Source organism: Sphingomonas sp. NIBR02145 (assembly GCF_027359115.1).
Taxonomy (GTDB): Bacteria; Pseudomonadota; Alphaproteobacteria; order Sphingomonadales; family Sphingomonadaceae; genus Sphingomonas; species Sphingomonas kyeonggiensis_A.
This window is the reverse complement of the sequence record NZ_CP114791.1, coordinates 1,361,767-1,380,046: the sequence shown is the minus strand read 5'-3', so window position 1 is coordinate 1,380,046 and position 18,280 is coordinate 1,361,767. Positions and strand designations below refer to the sequence as shown.

14 protein-coding genes are annotated in these 18,280 nt (G+C 67.6%); 6 read left to right on the top strand and 8 right to left on the bottom strand.

Going from position 1 to position 18,280, the window contains the following annotated elements:
* Nucleotides 1-16 precede the first annotated feature (16 nt).
* Nucleotides 17-1,339, bottom strand: a complete 1,323-nt coding sequence (gene hemN / locus O3305_RS06280; RefSeq protein ID WP_269575619.1) for an oxygen-independent coproporphyrinogen III oxidase — start codon at nt 1,337-1,339, stop codon at nt 17-19.
* 125 nt (nt 1,340-1,464) lie between these two features.
* Here hemN and O3305_RS06275 point away from each other — a divergent pair, with 125 nt between their 5' ends.
* Nucleotides 1,465-2,142 (top strand): OmpW/AlkL family protein, encoded by a 678-nt coding sequence (locus tag O3305_RS06275; RefSeq protein ID WP_269575618.1) that lies wholly within the window; start codon nt 1,465-1,467, stop codon nt 2,140-2,142.
* 392 nt (nt 2,143-2,534) lie between these two features.
* Here O3305_RS06275 and O3305_RS06270 read toward each other — a convergent pair whose 3' ends face one another.
* Together O3305_RS06270 and O3305_RS06265 are read right to left on the bottom strand one after the other, a co-directional pair.
* Complete coding sequence (locus O3305_RS06270) at nt 2,535-4,115, bottom strand: amino acid ABC transporter ATP-binding/permease protein (RefSeq protein WP_269575617.1); 1,581 nt, start codon at nt 4,113-4,115, stop codon at nt 2,535-2,537.
* Entirely contained in the window at nt 4,112-5,635 is a 1,524-nt protein-coding gene (locus O3305_RS06265; RefSeq protein WP_269575616.1) for an ABC transporter ATP-binding protein/permease, read from the bottom strand. The genes O3305_RS06270 and O3305_RS06265 overlap by 4 nt, the downstream gene beginning before the upstream one ends.
* Nucleotides 5,636-5,771: 136 nt before the next feature.
* On the opposite strand from O3305_RS06265, the gene O3305_RS06260 reads away from it, so the two are divergent.
* Genes O3305_RS06260 through cydX form a run of 3 tightly spaced genes read left to right on the top strand, consistent with a single transcriptional unit; the run spans nt 5,772 to nt 8,639 of the window.
* On the top strand, nt 5,772-7,346 hold the full coding sequence (locus O3305_RS06260) for a cytochrome ubiquinol oxidase subunit I (protein ID WP_502958186.1): 1,575 nt from the start codon (nt 5,772-5,774) through the stop codon (nt 7,344-7,346).
* A gap of 27 nt (nt 7,347-7,373) precedes the next feature.
* Nucleotides 7,374-8,519: a cytochrome d ubiquinol oxidase subunit II gene (gene cydB / locus O3305_RS06255; protein ID WP_269575615.1), complete on the top strand. Its 1,146-nt coding sequence runs from the start codon at nt 7,374-7,376 to the stop codon at nt 8,517-8,519.
* 12 nt (nt 8,520-8,531) lie between these two features.
* Nucleotides 8,532-8,639 (top strand): cytochrome bd-I oxidase subunit CydX, encoded by a 108-nt coding sequence (gene cydX / locus O3305_RS06250; RefSeq protein ID WP_184165302.1) that lies wholly within the window; start codon nt 8,532-8,534, stop codon nt 8,637-8,639.
* 24 nt (nt 8,640-8,663) lie between these two features.
* On the opposite strand, the gene O3305_RS06245 is transcribed toward cydX, so the two are convergent.
* Entirely contained in the window at nt 8,664-9,311 is a 648-nt protein-coding gene (locus O3305_RS06245) for a response regulator (protein ID WP_269575614.1), read from the bottom strand.
* Nucleotides 9,304-12,324, bottom strand: a complete 3,021-nt coding sequence (locus O3305_RS06240; protein ID WP_269575613.1) for a sensor histidine kinase — start codon at nt 12,322-12,324, stop codon at nt 9,304-9,306. Before O3305_RS06240 ends, O3305_RS06245 begins: the two co-directional genes overlap by 8 nt.
* Nucleotides 12,325-12,609: 285 nt before the next feature.
* Between O3305_RS06240 and O3305_RS06235 the strand changes: the two genes are divergently transcribed.
* Nucleotides 12,610-13,440, top strand: a complete 831-nt coding sequence (locus O3305_RS06235) for an alpha/beta fold hydrolase (protein WP_269576470.1) — start codon at nt 12,610-12,612, stop codon at nt 13,438-13,440.
* A gap of 33 nt (nt 13,441-13,473) precedes the next feature.
* Nucleotides 13,474-14,253: an alpha/beta hydrolase gene (locus O3305_RS06230; protein WP_269575612.1), complete on the top strand. Its 780-nt coding sequence runs from the start codon at nt 13,474-13,476 to the stop codon at nt 14,251-14,253.
* A gap of 220 nt (nt 14,254-14,473) precedes the next feature.
* Here the strand turns inward: O3305_RS06230 and paoC are convergent, their stop codons facing one another.
* The 3 genes from paoC to paoA are packed head-to-tail and all read right to left on the bottom strand — an operon-like array spanning nt 14,474 to nt 18,264.
* Nucleotides 14,474-16,666: an aldehyde oxidoreductase molybdenum-binding subunit PaoC gene (gene paoC, locus O3305_RS06225; RefSeq protein WP_269575611.1), complete on the bottom strand. Its 2,193-nt coding sequence runs from the start codon at nt 16,664-16,666 to the stop codon at nt 14,474-14,476.
* A 3-nt stretch (nt 16,667-16,669) separates the two neighbouring features.
* Nucleotides 16,670-17,620 (bottom strand): FAD binding domain-containing protein, encoded by a 951-nt coding sequence (locus tag O3305_RS06220; protein ID WP_269575610.1) that lies wholly within the window; start codon nt 17,618-17,620, stop codon nt 16,670-16,672.
* Complete coding sequence (gene paoA, locus O3305_RS06215; protein ID WP_269575609.1) at nt 17,617-18,264, bottom strand: aldehyde dehydrogenase iron-sulfur subunit PaoA; 648 nt, start codon at nt 18,262-18,264, stop codon at nt 17,617-17,619. The genes O3305_RS06220 and paoA overlap by 4 nt, the downstream gene beginning before the upstream one ends.
* Nucleotides 18,265-18,280 lie beyond the last annotated feature (16 nt).

Below are 18,280 nucleotides of genomic sequence, written 5' to 3'. Positions count from 1 at the left end.
GCTTTCGGCTGGAGGGTCAGACGGCGCTGCTGAAGCGCGTGGTGCTGGCGGCGCGCCAGGGATCGAAGGTCGCGGCGATGCTGCGGGCATAGGGCAGCGCGCCCTGGTCGAGCAGGAGGCGCGTGCCGGCCCAGGCGATCAGCCCGTATTCCTCGAACGGCGCCAGCCGCTCGCGGATATCGGCCAGGTCGGGCAGCCCGGTGCACTCCGCCTCATTACGGCAAAGCAAAGCCTCGATGATCGCGCCGCGCCGCCGGTCGCTGGCGCTGCGGCGGATGCCGCGCGCGGTGGCAAGCTGGCCATTGCCGATGCGCAGGTGGTAGCGGCCGGCATTCTTCTCATTCTGCAGCAGCGCGCCGGGGAAGGCGCTGATCGAGGAGGCGCCCAGGCCGATCAGCACATCGGACGGGTCCTCGGTAAAGCCCTGGAAGTTGCGGCGCAGCGTCTTGTTGCGGGCGGCGCGGGCAATGGCATCGTGCGGCATCGCGAAGTGATCGAAGCCGATCGCGTCATAGCCGCCGCCGCGCAGCAAGCGATGCGCCTGTTGCGCCATCGCGAACCTGACCGCGGCGCCCGGCAGGCGGGTCGCATCGATCCGGCGCTGGCGCGGCAGCAAATGCGGCACATGCGCATAGCCGAACACCGCGAACCGCTCCGGCCGCATCGACAGCGCGATGCGCAGCGTCTCGTCGAGATCCTCGGCAAACTGCCCGGGCAGGCCATACATCAGATCGAAATTGATCGATTCAACCCGGGCGGCGCGCAGGCGGCCGACGGTGCAGGCGATCTCCTCGGTCGGCTGGATGCGGCCAATCGCGCGCTGGATATGCGGCGCGAAGGTCTGCACGCCCAGGCTGGCGCGCGTCACCTTGTTGCGCCCGAAGCAATCGGCCCAGCCCCAGTCGAAGCCGCGCGGATCGAGTTCGACCGATACGGTCGCCTCGCTGCAGGCAAAGGCAGCGCGTACCCGGTGCATTAGTGCATCGAACTGCGATGGTGCCAGCGCATTGGGGCTGCCGCCACCCCAGGCGATCCGGGCGACCTTGCCGCGCCCGTTGAGCCGTCGGGCGATCAGGTCGATCTCCTCGCCCAGCCGCTGGACATAGGCGGCGACCCGACTGGTGCGGTTGGCGGCGCCGGTGTTGCAGCCGCAATACCAGCAGATCTCATGGCAATAGGGGACGTGAAGATAGAGCGAGATCGGCTCGTCCTCGCGCACCCGCGCCAGCGCATGCTCCATGTCGGCCGGGCCGACATCGTCACCGAACTCCGCTGCGGTGGGGAAGCTGGTGTAGCGGGGCACCGGCGTGGCGAGCAGCTCGGGGTGATAGGTCCACATGCGATCCTGTCTGCGGGCACGGGCTCCGGGCGGCTTTGACACCAGTCAAATCCCCGTTTGCGTTGCTGCAATGCGGCGAGGTTTGGCGGGGGCCATTGGCAATGGGGTCAACAGTGGAGGTAACAATGAAGACCCTGATCGCTCTGGCCGCAGCTGGCCTGATGGTCGCCGTCCCCGCCAGCGCCCAGACGAGCGACGAAACCGGCATCCGCGCCGGCGACGTGCTGGTTCGCCTGCGCACGATCGTGGTGGCCCCAAACGAGAAATCGAACGGCATCAAGCCGGCTTTCCCCACCGAGAAGGTGAGCCTGGACAATGCCGTGATGCCGGAAATCGATGCGACCTACATGGTCACCGACAATATCGGCTTCGAGCTGATCGCCTCGACCACCAAGCATAATTTCGGTGGCACCACCGGCACCACCGGTTCGATCGGCAAGCTTGGCTCGACCTGGGTGCTCCCGCCCACCTTGACCGCGCAATATCACTTCAATTCGCGGGGCAAGATCCGCCCCTATGTCGGCGCCGGCGTGAACTACACGATCTTCTGGGACGAGAAGGCATCGAGCGGCCTGCAGGGGGCCGTGGGCAAGACCAGGGTGCGCATGTCGGACAGCTTCGGCTGGGCGGCGCAGGCTGGTGTCGATGTCGACCTGACCAGGAAGGTCTTCCTGAACCTCGACGTGAAATACATCGACATCACCACGGACGCCCGGCTCGATACCACCGCGATCGGCACGCAGCGCACCCATGTGAAGGTGAACCCGCTGGTGTTCGGCGTAGGACTTGGGGTCCGTCTCTGAACCCGTACCCCCGCTGACGGGGAAGGGCCGGCAGCGATGCCGGCCCTTTTTGTGCGGCCTTGCAATGTAGGATTTCGCCTGCTTGCCTCGGGCGGTCGAACTTGGGCTCAGCCGCTTTTTGAGGCTGTTGGTGAAATAGGATCAGCCGCACGTAGCAATCGTGCGAGATGCCGCGCGTTCCCATAAAGAAGGTCAAAATTGCCGAGCCAAAAACCCGTTCTTGGCCTGTACTTTGTGTACTTTCGCGAGTCGATGCCGTGAGGGCGTAGGATTAGGCCATGCCTGGAGCCCGCACTGAGCCCCGGCGAAAGCCTGGGCCCAGGGTTTTTCTGCTCTGTGGCTTGTGATTCTGGGCCCCGCTTTCGCCGGGGAGCTATAGTGGGAGCAGGAACCTAAACCGGCCGAGGCGCCAGTGCCTCGATCGCCACGCTGCTCCCGACAAGCGAAAGCGGTGCCGGCCGATGCGAGACCAGCACCAGTCCGGTCGCGGTCCCGCGCAGCCACTGGTCGAGCCGGGCGACCAGCTCGGCCTCGGTGGCGGCGTCCAGCCCTTCGGTCGGCTCGTCGAGCAGTAGCCAGGGCCGTCCGGCGAGCAGCGCCCGCGCCAGCGACAGCCGCTTGCGCTCGCCGCCCGAAAGCGTGCCGCCGGCTTCGCCCAGCCTTGTGTCGAGCCCGGCCGGCATCCTGCCGATGCGATCGTCGAGCACCACGGCCTTGAGCGCGGCCCACATCGCGGCATTATCGAGCCCGGGCCGGGCTAGTCGGAGATTGTCGCCGATCGTCCCGGCGATCAGCGCGGCGTCCTGCGGGGACAGCGCGAACTGGCTGCGCAGCAGCGCTCCGGGCTGGGCGATGGGCGGTTGCTCGCCGATCGCGGCATCGACCTCAACGGCGCGCATGCCGGCCAGCGCATCGAGCAGCAGCGTCTTGCCGGACCCCGAGCGCCCGGTGACGGCAACCCGGCTGCCGGGCTCGAGCCGCAGTGTGCCGAGCCGAAGCGGCAGCGGCGTGCCATCCGCCTGGGGGGCCGCGGGTTCGGGCAGGGTCAGCAATGCCTCGAGCCGGCGCAGGCCCTCGCCGACACTGGCCTGGCGGAAGGCGGTGCGGGCCAGCCCGGCCATCGCCTCGATCGCCCCGGCGGTGGCGAGCAGTGCCAGCGCGACCTGCGGGGCGGGGCCGCTGGAGAGCAGCAGCACGATCGCCACGGCCAGCCCGGTATAGCCGGCGAGCAGTGCCGCGATCGCCCCTTCGCCCCGGTTCAGCCGCGCCCGGGCGGTGTCGAGCGCCTCGGTGAGCGGTACCAGGTCCTGCGTCACCCGGTCGGCCAGCCCATAGGCGGCGATCTCGGCGCGGGCGGCGGCATATTCGACATAGCGGGTGCGCAGCGCGCCCAGCGCCTCGGCTGCGTCATGGGCAGGCTGCTTCGTCAGGCGACGGGCGGCACGATCGAGCAGCAAGGGTAGCGCGGCCAGCAGCAGGAGCAGTGCCAGTGCCGATGCCCAGCCGGCGAACGCGGCGAGCAGCACCCCGATGCCCGCCGCGACCAGGCTGGCGGGTCGGGTGGGCTTGCGGACGATCAGGTCCTCGAGCGCGTCGATATCGCCGATCAGCCGGGCGCTGGCGTCGCCGCCGGAAAGGTCGGGGCCGGTGCGGGCATCCTGTGCTGCGAGCCTGCCGAACAGGCTGCCGCGCATCCCGGCCATCGTGCCCAGCGCCGCCTGGTGCGAGAACAGCCGCTCGCCATAGCGTGACACGGTGCGCAGGATCGCCAGCAACCGGATGCCGGCGCTGGGGATCAGATAGTTGAAGCCGAGCGCGACGACCGGCCCGGCGGCCCCCGCCAGCGCCGCGCTGGTCAGGAACCAGCCCGACACCGCCAGCAGCAATATGCCGGCCAGCGCGGCAACGACCGCGGCGATGCTCGCGCGTCGGAGCCAGCGGCGCCCGGTCGGGTCGAGGGTGAAGACGTTCACAGCGCCACCTCCAGACGTGCCGCGGCGGCGAGGGCTGGATCATGGGTCACGACCAGGACCGCGCGGTCGCGGGCAAGCGTCTTGAGCAGGTCGATGATCTCGGCAGCGCTTTCGGCGTCGAGGTCGGCAGTGGGCTCGTCGCAGAGCAGCAATGGGCGGCCCGAAAGGATAGCCCGCGCCAGTCCGATCCGCCGCCGCTCGCCGCCCGACAGGCCGGAGCCGCGATGGTCGAGCGCCAGTCCCAGCCCGCCGCGTGCGGCGAGCAGGGTATCCAGGCCCACCAGCGAAGCGACCTGACCGATCGCCTCGATAGTCGCGTCCGGCCGGGCAAGGGCGATGTTCTCGGCAAGGGTGCCGGGAAGCAGCAACGGGGTCTGGGCCGCCCAGGCGATGTCGCCGGGATCGAGAGCCCCGCCGCCGGCGATGCGCACCGCGCCGGCGGCGGGAACGATCTGCCCGGCAACCGAGGCGAGCAGACTCGATTTGCCGCTGCCGGTCGGGCCGGTCAGCGCAACCATATCGGCCGGTGCCAGCGCGAAGCTGACCGGGCCGATATGCAGGTTCGGCCATTGGATCACGAGACCGGTAACCTGCAGCCCGTCGAAGCGCGCCGAGATGGGTGGCGCGGGCGTTTCGGCCTCGACTGCGGTCAATGCGGCGCTCGCTGCGTCGCCCAGCTGCTTCTCGTGATAGGCGGCGGCCAGGCGACGCATCGGCAGGTAGAATTCCGGTGCCATCGCCAGCGCGAAGAACGCCTGGCCGAGCGTGAGCTTTTCGGGAGCGGGGAAGGGCAGCAGGCCGAGCAGGCTGAACCCGCAATAGACCGCGACCAGCGCGACCGAGAGCGCCGCGAAGAACTCCAGGACTGCGCCGGAAAGGAAAGCGACGCGCAGTACCGCCACGGTGCGCTCGGCGACTTCGCCGGTGGCGATGCCGACCTGGCGGGTGATCCGGTCCTCGGCGCCGAAATGGCGGATGACGGGCAGGGTGCGGACGCGGTCGACGAACAGGCCGGAAAGCTGGGCGAGCGCGGCCAGCTGGCGCTCCGAGGTTCGACGCGCGGCGGTACCGGCCAGGATCATGCCGAGTGCGAAGGGGATCAGCGTGATGACCAGGATCGCGGCCGACACCCAGCTCGCGAAGGCGATTATTGCGGCAACCAGCAACGGCGTTGCGGCAGAGGCGGCGCGCGCGGGCCTGAAGCGCGACTGATAGGCTTCGATCGTCGCCATATGGTCGATCGCCAGGGCAGCACTCTCACCGGCCAGGAGTGGGCGAGCGAGGCGACCGGCGAGCAGGCGCGGGAACAGATGGGAACGCCACGCCATAACCACGCGCTGGGCGGCGCGGATCGCGGTGGCATGGACCAGCAACGCTGCCCCGCCACGGATCAGCCCGCCTGCCAGGATCATGCAGGCAGCGAGCAGGGAGATGCCGTCACCCGCAGCAAGGGCGCTCACCGCCAGCGCGATGCCCCCTGCGAAAAGCGCGGCACCGGGTACATCCAGGAGCCAGATCATATCATCCCTTAGCCGGAGTTGCGTTCGCCGCGTATTTGTTCATGGTCAAAGTCGCCTTCGGGGACCGCTTCTAGGGACAATGAGGACGCGACCAAACCCGTTGGGCGCAGACTCTTGCGTAGGGGGATTTCCTGCGATGATCAGCATGGCAGTCGTGGAGCTATCGAGGCTCCAATTCGCGCTGACTGCGCTTTACCACTTCCTGTTCGTGCCGTTGACGCTCGGCCTCTCGTTCATGCTCGTCATCATGGAGAGCGTGTACGTGATGACCAACCGCCCGATCTGGCGGGACATCACCCGTTTCTGGGCAAAGCTGTTCGGCATCAACTTCGTCCTTGGCGTCGCCACCGGCCTCACCATGGAATTCCAGTTCGGGACCAACTGGTCCTATTACTCGCACTATGTGGGCGACATCTTCGGCGCCCCGCTGGCGATCGAGGGCCTGATGGCCTTCTTCCTGGAAGCGACGTTCGTCGGGCTGATGTTCTTCGGCTGGGATCGCATGTCGAAACAGGCGCACCTGTTCACCACCTTCATGGTGGCGCTCGGCTCCAACCTGTCGGCGCTGTGGATCCTCGTCGCCAATGGCTGGATGCAGCACCCGACGGGATCGGTGTTCAACCCCGAGACGATGCGCATGGAAGTCACCGACTTCGCGGCGGTGATCTTCAATCCGGTCGCCCAGGCGAAGTTCGTCCACACGGTGAGCGCGGGCTACGTCATGGCCAGCGTGTTCGTGCTCGGCGTCTCGGCCTTCTACCTGCTCAAGGGCAAGCATCTGGAGCTGGCCAAGCGCAGCTTCACGGTGGCGGCGGCCTTCGGCCTCGCTTCGTCGCTGTCGGTCGTCGTGCTGGGCGACGAGAGCGGCTATGCGCTGACCGAGAACCAGCAGATGAAGCTCGCCGCGATCGAGGGCATGTGGCACACCGAGCCTGCGCCCGCCGGCCTCGCGATCTTCGGCGTCCCTTCGAACAGCGGTCGCGAGACCAGGTACGAGGTGAAGATCCCCTATGTGCTGGGCCTGATCTCCACGCGCAGCCTGACCGGTGAGGTCAATGGCATCTTCCCGCTGGTTGCGCGCGCCAAGGTCCGTATCGTCAATGGGCTGACTGCCTATGACGCGGTGGAGAAGCTCAAGGTCGATCGTAACAACCTGGTTGCGCGCGAGGCGTTCGAGAAGACCAAGAACGATCTGGGCTATGCGCTGCTGCTCAAGCGCTTCGTGGCCGATCCGCGCACCGCGGACGCGGCGACGATCGACAAGGCGGCGTGGAGCACCGTGCCGAACGTGCCGGCGATCTTCTGGATGTTCCGCATCATGGCCGGGATTGGTTTCGGCATGATCGCCTTCTTCGCGGTTGCCTTCTACTATTCGACCGTCCGCAAGTTCGACGCCCGCTGGTTCCTGCGGCTGGCGCTGATCGTGATGCCGCTGCCGTGGATCGCCGCGGAAGTGGGATGGGCCGTGGCCGAGGTCGGCCGCCAGCCCTGGGCGGTGGAGGGCGTGCTGCCGACCTTCCTGGCACCATCGAGCCTGACCGTGCCCGAGCTGTGGCTGACGATCGTCGGCTTCACCGCGCTCTATGGCGCGCTGGCGGTGATCGAGGTGCGGCTGATGCTCGCATCGATCAAGAAGGGGCCGGAGGAATATCGTCCGGCGACCGCGCCGGCGCCCGCGGGCCCCGATTTCCACGCCGTTCCGGCCGAATGAGCCGAACCAGGGTTTTGGAGACAGACCATGTCCATCCCTCTCGATTTTGAAACGCTACGCATCATCTGGTGGCTGTTGCTCGGTGTATTGCTGATCGGCTTCGCACTGACCGACGGCTTCGACCTGGGGACGGGAGCACTGCTCCCGTTCGTGGGGAAGACCGACGAGGAGCGTCGGATGGTGATCAACACCATCGGCGCAACCTGGGAAGGCAACCAAGTGTGGTTCATCCTCGGCGGCGGCGCCATCTTCGCGGCATGGCCCTTCGTCTATGCCGTGAGCTTCTCCGGCTTCTACCTGGCGATGTTCCTGGTGCTGTCGGCGCTGATATTGCGGCCGGTGGGCTTCAAGTACCGCTCGAAGCACCCGGACCTGAAATGGCGCTATCGCTGGGACTGGGCGCTGTTCGTCGGCGGCTTCGTGCCGGCGCTCGTCTTCGGTGTCGCGGTGGGCAATGTGCTCAAGGGCATTCCCTTCCGCCTCGATGGAGACCTGCGCGCCTTCTACGAGGGATCGCTTCTCGGCCTCTTCACCCCGTTCACGCTGGTCACTGGCCTGCTTTCGGTGGCGATGCTGGTGCTGCATGGTGCGGGCTGGCTGAGCCTCAAGTCCGAAGGCGTGGTGCTCGAGCGTGCCCGTCGCTTCGGCCAGGTAGCTGCCGTGCTGGCGATCGTGCTGTTCGCGGTCGGCGGCCTGTTCGTCGCCTATGGCGGTCTTGGCTACCGGCTGGATGGCTTGGTCGACGCAGGCGGTCCGTCCAATCCGCGCTTCTCGACCACGGTTGCGGAAGGCGGTGCCTGGCTGGCCAATTACGGCGCGCATCCCTGGATGCTGATCGCCCCCTTGCTCGGCTTTGTTGGCCCGGTGCTGGCGCTGCTCGGCATCCGCGGCCGCAATGACGTGCTGGTGTTCGCGGGCTCGTCGCTCGCCAATGTGGGGATCATCTCCACTGTTGGACTGTCGATGTTCCCGTACATTCTGCCGAGCTCGATCGATCCGCTGTCGAGCCTGACGGTGTGGAACGCCTCGTCGAGCCACGGCACGCTGTTCACCATGCTGATCGTCACTGCGATCTTCCTGCCGATCGTCCTTGCCTATACGGCCTGGGCCTACCGCATCATGTTCGGCCGGGTGACCGAGCAGGACGTGCGCACCAACCCCGACTTCTACTGAGGAGCAGTTCCCATGTGGTATTTTGCCTGGATCCTGGGTGTCGGCCTCGCCGTCGGCTTCGGCATCCTCAACGGGCTGTGGCACGAGTTCCGCTCGGAAACCGAGGACGGGGTCATCTAGGCCCGGAGAGCGTGCGGCGCGGCTTCAGATCTCGATGAAGCCGCGCCGTGCCGCGATGATCACCGCGTGGGTACGATCGGCCACGTCGAGCTTGGTGAAGATGTTCTTGAGATGCGCTTTCACCGTGTCGGTGGAGAGCGACAGGCGCCAGGCGATCTGCTTGTTGGGATGTCCTTCCGCGACCAGGCGGAGGATGTCCGTCTCGCGCTCGCTCAGCCGGTCGTCGAACGCGTGAAGGGCGATTTCCTGGGCGACATCCGCGGCGATCGCCCGGCGCCCCTCATGCACCGCGCGGATCGTATCGAGCAGGTCCTTGCGGATGCAGCTCTTCAGCAGATAGCCGGTCGCCCCGGCGCGCAGTGCCCGCAGCGCATGCGTGTCGCCCGGATAGGTGGTGAGCACCACAAACTGGGCGGCGGGGAATTCGCGGCGGATCGCCTCGATCGTCTCCACGCCGTCCATGCCCGGCATCTGGATGTCCATCAGCGTCACGTCGGGCTGGACCTCGCGATACCGCTCGACCGCCTCTGCACCGCCCTGGGCCTCCGCGACGATCTCCATGTCCGCCTGGCGCTCGACCACTGCGACGATGCCTTCGCGCAGCATCGGGTGATCGTCGACCACCATTACCCGGACGGTCTTCGCGCGCGTCGCCAATGCTGCCTCAACCAATTCGGCCTCCCGTGACCAGTGCGCGCCACTTGCGGCGCCGCGTATTCGAATAGGCGATCGTCGCGGGGACGATCAGGATGATTTCGGTACCGCCCGCGGGTGGCCTTTGCACCACAAGGCGCGACTGGATCTTGGCTGCACGCTCGCGCATGCCCGGCAGGCCGAAATGCCCGTCGCGCTTGCCGTCGCGCAATACCTCGTCGGTAATCCCCACGCCATCGTCGCGGAAGCGGACACTGAAGCAATCGGGCTGGAAACCGATGCGGATCGCAATCTGGCGCGCATGGGCGTGGCGCCAGATGTTGAAGAGCGCCTCGTTGGCGATCCGTGCCACTTCATCCCACACCAGCGGGTCGAGCGGCCGCGGCTCGCCCTCGCTTACCACCGAGATCTGGGTGGAGGGCGAGAAGACCTGCTTGCGGGCGATCTCCAGGATCATGTGCTCGATATCATCGGCGCCGCCGATCATGCGCAGGTCGCGCACCCGGTCGCGTCCCTCGGCAAGGACATTGTCGGCGCGGTCGAGCGCTTCCTCGAGCTCGCGGCGCGCCGGGTTCTCGGGCGAGATATCGTCAGCGACGAGCTGGAAGCGGAGGACCAGCGCCTGCACGCCCTGCAGCAGCGTGTCGTGCAATTCGCGCGCGATCCGCTCACGCTCGCCAAGTCGCTCGCGCATGCGATCGCGCATCTGCGCGGCCAGGGCACGGACCTTCACCTGGTAGAACAGCCAGAACAGGCCGATCGCCCCCAGTACACAGAGAAGCGTGAACCACCTGCTCTGGAAGAAGGTCGGCGGTAGCGTGAATTCCAATGTGGTCGGAGTGGGGTTCCAGATCCCGTCATTGTTCGAAGCGATCACCCGGAAGCGATAGGAGCCCGGCTCGAGATTGGTGTAGAATGCCTGGCGGCGCGTGCCGGGATCAATCCAGGTGCGGTCCACGCCCTCCAGCATGTAGCGGAAGCGGACCCGGCTCGGCACCGAGAAGCTGAGGCCGGTATATTCGATCGACAGGTTGGACTCGCCGCGGGGCAGGGTGATCCGCGATGGATCGACGAAGCGCTTGCCATCCACGACCAGCGCGCGGATTGCCACCGGCGGCACGACGGCGTTGCGGGAAAGCTTGCCCGGGTCGATCCGCATCACGCTCTGCCGGGTCAGGAACCACAACCGCCCATCGCCGCCCGCCGCGATCTGCGGGCCGTCCGCGCGCTGTGTGCGGCTGGCAAAGCCGTCCTGCTCGTCGAACAGGTCGTGGGGGATCGGCACGCGGGGGTGCGAGAAGGCGCGATCGAGATCGACGGTGTGAATCCTCAGCAGGCCGATATTGTTGACCATCCAGGTCTCGCCCGACGCCGTCTGGACCAGGCCGCGCACGCCGCGCAGCCAGGGGTGGTCGGCGATCGACAGCCGGTCGAACCGGCCGTTCCGCCATAGGGCCAGGCCTTCACCGCCCGCCACCAGCATGCCGTCGCGCCCGGCATAGACGCCGGTGAGCCCGGAAACGCCGATCTGGTCGTTGGTCCAGCCGCGCGCCGTGGTACCGACGACGCGGACGATGCCCTTGCGATCCAGGATGATCACCGGGTTGCCGTCCCGGTCGATGACGATGTCCTGCGGTCGGCCCGGCAAAGGGAGGTTGGCCTGGTGCCAGCCATTGCCGCGGCGAACGAGCACGCCGTGCTGGAAACGCGCTACCCAAAGCCGGCCCAGCCCATCTTCCGCGCAGCCATAGGTCTCGCCGGCACCGGGCAGGTCGATCGTCTCGGCTACCTGGCCGCCGCGCATCCGGACCATGCGCCGCGCGGTGCTGAGCCAGACCGAGCCGTTGCCGCCGCGGCACAGCGCCTGAATGTCGCCCGGTTGGGTGGAGAAGAGGCTGGGGTCCTGGCCGGGCAGGGCGCGATAGAGCGACGGGCCGCTCGCCAGCCAGATCGTGCCGGCGTCATCGGCAGCGACCATATAGCCCTCCGCCGCGCCGTCCGCCGGCGGCTCGACGCGGAACAGGCTGGCGGGGCGGAACTGGTCGAGCCCCAGCTCGGTGCCTACCCAGATATTGCCCTCGCGGTCCTGCAGCAGCGACACGGCCTGGTTGGAGGTCAGCCCGTTCTCGGTGCGGTAGAGCGAGATATTGCCCTCGGCGCTTGCCTTGTCCGCGGCCCGCTCGATCTGGAAGATGCCGCTGGTGAAGCTCGAACCCCAGAGATTGCCGTCCCGGTCGAACAGGATCGCGGTGCGCCGGACTGGCCCCGAAAAGGGAAAGACCACGGAGTTCTTCGGCTCGCGAGCACCGGCCGGATAATCGGGCAGCATGCGGGTGCCATGGGCGTCGGACAGCCACATATTACCCTCGGGATCGAGCGCGAGATTGGCACCGAAGCCGAGCTCCACGCCCACCGCCTCGAACCGCCGGGTGCCGTGGCGCAGCAGGTAGAGCTGCTTGTCGGTGGCGACCCAGATCGATCCGTCGCGGCCGGTCGCCAGGCTGGAGACGTAATCCTTGTCGGGCAGGCCCCAGCGCTGGTCGATCGTCTCCCAGGCGCCGTCCCGGTAGCGCTTGAGCGCCTTGCGCGTGCGCCCGCCCACGGCCCAGATCGCGCCTTCCTTGTCCTCGCGAAGCTCGGTGATCTCGCCGGCGGCATCGTGCATGTCGGTGCTGACCATGCGCCCGCCGCGATAGATCTCGACCCCGCCGCCACCGACATAGGCGGCCCAGAGTTCGCCACGCCGGGTGACGAGCAGCGCGCTGATCGGGATCGCGCCGCGGGGGTGATCGGGGGCGGGGGGGACATATTCGAAGGTCACCCCGTCGAACCGGAACAGGCCGTTGCCGGTGCCCACCCAGATATAGCCATCCGGCCCCTGGGCGAGTGCCTGGACCATGGCGGGCACGCCGTCCTTGCTCGTCCAGGTCGCATGAAGATAGCGGCCGATGCCCTGGCCGGGCGCGTCTGCGGTCGCCGTGCCCCCAAAGCACAGCGCGATGAACCCGGCGATGAGCAAGGCTAGTCGCAAGACGATCCCCTTCTCACGCGACGCTTCCGAAAGCGCGCACGGTAGCACAGAAACATCGCCGCGCGGGAGTAGCCCGAAAGAGTTAGGCGAGGCACCGGCACGAGATTTGCGGCTGCGGACACCTGTGGGACTGAGCTGGCGCAGGTTCGGCAGGAGGAAAGCATGAGCGAGCGTCTCGAAACCACGCGCCGCGAGTTCGTGGCAGGCGCCGCGGCGATCGCCGCAGCGGCGGCATTACCCATTCCCGCCCTGGCCGGGGCGGCATCCCACGCAGGAGAAAAGACCATGGCGACGATCAAGACCGCCGACGGCACGGAGATCTTCTACAAGGACTGGGGTCCCAAGACCGCCACGCCGATCGTGTTCCATCACGGCTGGCCGCTGACGGCGGACGATTGGGACAGCCAGATGATGTACTTCCTGATGCAGGGCTACCGCGTCATCGCGCATGACCGCCGGGGGCATGGCCGCTCGACCCAGACCGATACGGGCAACGAGATGGACACCTATGCCGCCGATGTCGCGGCGCTGACCGACCATCTCGACCTGAAGGGCGCGATCCATGTCGGCCATTCGACCGGTGGCGGCGAAGTGGCGCATTATGTCGCCCGCGCCAAGCCGGGCCGCGTCGCCAAGATGGTCCTGATCGGCGCGGTGCCGCCGGTGATGGTCAAGAGCGAGAGGAACCCCGGTGGCCTGCCGATCGAGGTTTTCGACGGCATCCGCGCCGGCGTGCTCGCCAACCGCGCCCAGCTCTACATCGATTTCCCGACCGGCCCGTTCTACGGCTTCAACCGGCCGGGCGCGAAGATCAGCCAGGGCATCATCGACAACTGGTATCGCCAGGGCATGATGGGCGGGATCAAGGCCCATTACGACTGCATCAAGGCGTTCAGCGAGACCGACTTCACCGAGGACCTCAAGAAGATCACCGTGCCCTCGCTGGTGATGCACGGCGATGACGACCAGGTCGTGCCCTATGCGGACTCGGGCCCGCTTTCGGCCAAGCTGCTCAAGAACGCGACGCTCAAGACCTACAAGGGCTTCCCGCACGGCATGGCGACCACCCATGCCGATGTGATCAACCCGGACCTGCTCGCCTTCATCAAGGGCTGACCGGCCAGCCCGGGTCCCAGTTCGGAGTATCGGATGGCCCCCACGGTCATGCTCATCCACGGTGCCTGGCTTACGCCAAGCTCGTGGGACCGCTTCCGCCAGCGCTTCGAGGCGGCGGGCGTGAGCGTGGTGGCGCCGCCCTGGCCCTATCTCGATCGCCCGGTGGACGAGCTCCGTCGGGCGCCCGATCCGCGGCTGGGCAAGCTCGGTCTCAGGCAGATCACCGATCATTATGCCGCGCTGATCGAAGCGATGCCGCATCCGCCGATCCTGATGGGGCACAGCTTTGGCGGCTTGATCGTCCAGCTGCTCGCCGATCGCGGGCTGGGCGCCGCGGCGGTGGCGATCGACCCGACACCGCCCTTCGGCGTGCCCGCGCATCCGCTGGCGGTATGGACCTCCCTCTGCGTGTTCACGGCGTTCAACGGCTGGAACCGGGCGTTGCGGATGAGCGAGCGCGAGTTCGCCGCCGGCTTCGCCCAGACGCTGCCGGCAGCCGAGAAGCCCTATGCCTGGGAGAAGTTCATCGTGCCCACGCCGGGGCGCGTGTTCTTCCAGGCGGTGCTGGGCATCGGCGCCCGGGTGCGCTGGGACAACCCCGACCGGCCGCCGCTGATGCTGATCGCCGGCGCGAAGGACCGCACCGTGCCCGCGCCGATGGTCCGCGCCAATTACCGCAAGCATTTGCGCTCGCCGGTCGACACCATGTTCCACGAATTCCCCGGTCGTTCGCACTGGCTGTGCAACGAGGATGGCTGGGAGGAAGTCGCCGACCGGGCACTTTCCTGGGCGCGGACGGCGGCGGGGCGCTGATCCTACAGCCGGGGCGGGGCCGACGCGCCAAAGTACACGAAGTAGAGGCCAAGAGCTGTTTTTCGGCTTCGAATTTTGACCTTCTCAACGGAAACGCGCCGCATCTCGCAACATTGTTGCGTGCGCCTGATCCTATTTCACCAACAGCCTCAAGGAGCGGCCGGGCTGCGAACCCGACCGGCTGAGACAATCATGCGAAATCCTGCATTGCAAGCCGGGTTCAGGCGAACGCGGGCATGCCCTCGAGCAACTTGTCGAGCGTGACCGGATAGTCGCGCACCCGCACGCCGGTGGCGTTGTGGATCGCATTGGCAACCGCCGCGCCGACGCCGCAGATACCGAGCTCGCCCACGCCCTTGGCCTTCATCGGCGAGGTGGTGGGGTCGGTCTCCTCGAGGAAGATAACTTCCTGGTGCGGGATGTCCGCATGGACCGGTACTTCATAGCCGGCAAGGTCGTGGTTGACGAAGAAGCCGAAGCGCTTGTCGACCACCAGTTCCTCCATCAGCGCGGCACCCGCGCCCATGGTCATCGCGCCGATCACCTGGCTGCGTGCCGAGACCGGATTGAGGATGCGGCCCGCCGCGCACACCGCGAGCATGCGGCGAATGCGGATCTCGGCGGTAGCGATATCGACGCCCACCTCGACGAAATGGGCGCCGAAGGTGGATTGCTGGAACTTGCGGCCCAGATCGCCATATTCCATCACATCCTCGACGACGATCTCGCCGGCCCTGGCGGCGTCGGCGAGCGGCACGCTGCGTTTGCCGACGCGGACCTTGCCGCCGGCGAACACCGCGTCGTCCGAATTGAAGCCGAGCTTCTGGGCAACCGCCTCGCGCAGTTTCACGCAGGCGGCATAGACGCCGGCGGTGGCGCTGTTCGCCCCCCATTGCCCGCCCGAGCCGGCCGAGACCGGGAAGCTGGAATCGCCAAGCTTCACCTTCACCTTGTCGAGCGGCACGCCCATCATCTCGGCCGCGGTCTGCGCGACGATCGTGTAAGTGCCGGTGCCGATATCGGTCATGTCGGTTTCGACCGTGACGATGCCGGAGCCGTCGAGCCGGACGCGTGCGGCCGACTTCATGTTGATGTTGTTGCGGAAGGCCGCTGCCATGCCGATGCCGACCAGCCAGCGCCCGTCACGGACCTGGCCCGGCTTCGGATTGCGTTTCGCCCAGCCGAACTTGTCGGCGCCGGTACGCATGCACTCGATCAGCTGGCGCTGCGAGAAGGGGCGTTCCGGCTTTTCCGGATCGACCTGGGTATCGTTGATCACGCGCAGTTCGATCGGGTCGATGCCGAGCTTCTCGGCGAGCTCGTCCATCGCGATCTCGAGCGCCATCAAGCCAGGCGCCTCGCCCGGCGCGCGCATCGCATTCGCCTCGGGCAGGTTGAGCACCGCGAGCTTCTGGCCGATCAGCCGGTTGGCGCCGGCATAGAGCAGGCGGGTCTGCGCGACCGAGTTCTCGCCGCCGCCGCCGGGCAGGTCGCCGCACCATTCCTCATGCGCGATCGCGCTGATCTTGCCGTCGCGCCCCGCGCCGATGCGGATCCGCTGGATCGTCGCCGGGCGGTGCGTGGTGTTGTTGAACATCAGCGGGCGGGGCAGGGCGACCTTGACCGGCCGGCCCGCCGCCTTCGCCCCCAGCGCGGCGAGGATCGCATCGGCGCGGACGAACAGCTTGCCGCCAAAGCCCCCGCCGATGAAGGGCGAGATCAGCCTGACATTTTCCTTGGGAATGCCGAGCGTCTTGGCGACGTCGCCCTTGCCCCAGGCGATCATCTGGTTGGCGGTCCAGATCTGCAGCTTGTCGCCGTCCCAGGCGGCGATCGAGGCATGCGGCTCCATCATCGCATGGGCGTGATCCGGCGTGGTGTAGCGCTGGTCGAACTGCACCGGCGATGCGGCGAAGGCGCCGTCGAAATCGCCGACCTTGGCGTTGTTGCCGCCCGCCTTCACGGCGCTGTCCACCGAGGCGGCGAGATCATAGGCGCCCTTTTCGCGGGCATAGTCGACGCGGACCAAAGCCGCGGCGGCGCGCGCCTGCTCGAAGGTCTCGGCGACAACCAGCGCGACGGCCTGGTGATAATGCTCGATCTCCGGGCCGCCGAGCAGCATTGCCGTGTTGAAGCTGCCCTTGTTCAGCTTGCCGGCATTGTCGGCGGTGATGATCGCCAGCACGCCGGGCGCGGCCTTGGCATCGCGCAGGTCGATCGCGGAGATCCGCCCCTTGGCGATCGCCGAGCCGACGACATAGCCATAAGCGGGGTTCTTGACGGCCTCGCCATGCTCATAGGCATAGCGGGCGCCGCCGCTGGTCTTGAGCGGGCCGTCGATGCGCGGAGTGGGCTTGCCGACGAACTTGCCCTGGTCGATCGGATTGGTGCCGGCGGGGGTGGTGAACTTCATGGCTCAGGCCCTCGCTTCGGCAATTGCGGCGGCGAGCGTGCGCTCGGCCAGCACCAGCTTGAACTTGTTCTGCTCGGTGGGCTTGGCACCGGCAAAGGCGAGAGCGGCGGCTGCCTTCGCACCCTGTGCCAGCGCGGCTTCCGCCGCTTCGACCCGCCAGGGCTTGTGCGCGACGCCGCCGAACGCGACCCGGCCGCTGCCGTCCTTCTGCAGGATCGCGCCGACCGAGACGAGCGCAAAGGCATAGGAAGCCCGGTCGCGGACCTTGTGGTAGATATGCGTGCCGCCGATCGGCCTGGGCAGCGTCACCGCAGTGATGAGTTCGCCGGCTGCCAGCGTGTTCTCGACGTTCGGCGTGTCGCCGGGGAGCGTGTGGAACTCGGCGATCGGGATGGCCCGGGTGGCGCCGTCCGCGCGGACCGTTTCCACCACCGCGTCGAGCGCGCGCATCGCGATCGCCATGTCGCTGGGATGGGTGGCGATGCAGGCGTCGCTGGCGCCGATCACCGCCATGCTGCGGTTGATCCCGCCGATCGCCGCGCAGCCGCTGCCGGGCTTGCGCTTGTTGCAGGGCTGGTTGGTGTCGTAGAAATAGGGGCAGCGGGTGCGCTGGAGCAGATTGCCCGCGGTTGTCGCCTTGTTGCGCAGCTGGCCCGAGGCGCCCGCGACGAGCGCGCGGGAGAGCAGGGCATAATCCTCGCGGACGCGCTTGTCGGCGGCGAGATCGGTGTTGCGGACCAGCGCGCCGATCCTGAGCCCACCCTCCGGCGTCGCCTCGATCCGATCGAGCCCGAGATGGTTGACGTCGACCAGGTGGGTGGGCGTCTCGATCTGCAGCTTCATCAGGTCGAGCAGGTTGGTGCCGCCCGCGATGAAGCGGGCGCCCTGGGTGCGGCCGACGATCGCGGCGGCCTCGGCGGGCGAGCCCGCGCGCTCATAGGTGAAAGCCTTCATGCCTTCCTCCGGGCAGCGACTTCGCTGATCGCCTCGACGATGTTCGAATAGGCGCCGCAGCGGCAGATGTTGCCGCTCATCCGCTCGCGGATCTCCTCGGCGCTCATCGCCGGCTTGCCCGCGACATCGCCGGTGACGTGGCTGGGGATGCCGGCACGGATCTCGTCGAGCACCGCCACCGCCGAGCAGATCTGGCCGGGGGTGCAATAGCCGCACTGATAGCCGTCATGCTTCACGAAGGCGGCCTGCATCGGGTGGAGCTTCTCGGCCGTGCCCAGGCCTTCGATCGTGGTGACGCTGTCGCCCTCGTGCATCACCGCCAGGCTGAGGCAGGAGTTGATCCGCCGCCCTTCGACGATCACCGTGCAGGCACCGCACTGGCCGTGGTCGCAGCCCTTCTTGGTGCCGGTGAACTGGAGATGCTCGCGCAGCGCGTCGAGCAGGGTGGTGCGGGTGTCGAGCTCGAGCGTGTGCGGCTTGCCGTTCACCTTGAGCGTGACCCTGGCCAGCACCGGCGCACCGGCGCCGGCGGATGCCGCCTCCTGCGCTTCGGCGATGGGTGGTGCGGCGGTCATCGCCACGGACGCCGCGCCGCCGACCAATATGCCGCGCCGCGACAATTCGAATTCACCCGGTCCATGCATCTTGGCCCTTGCTCCC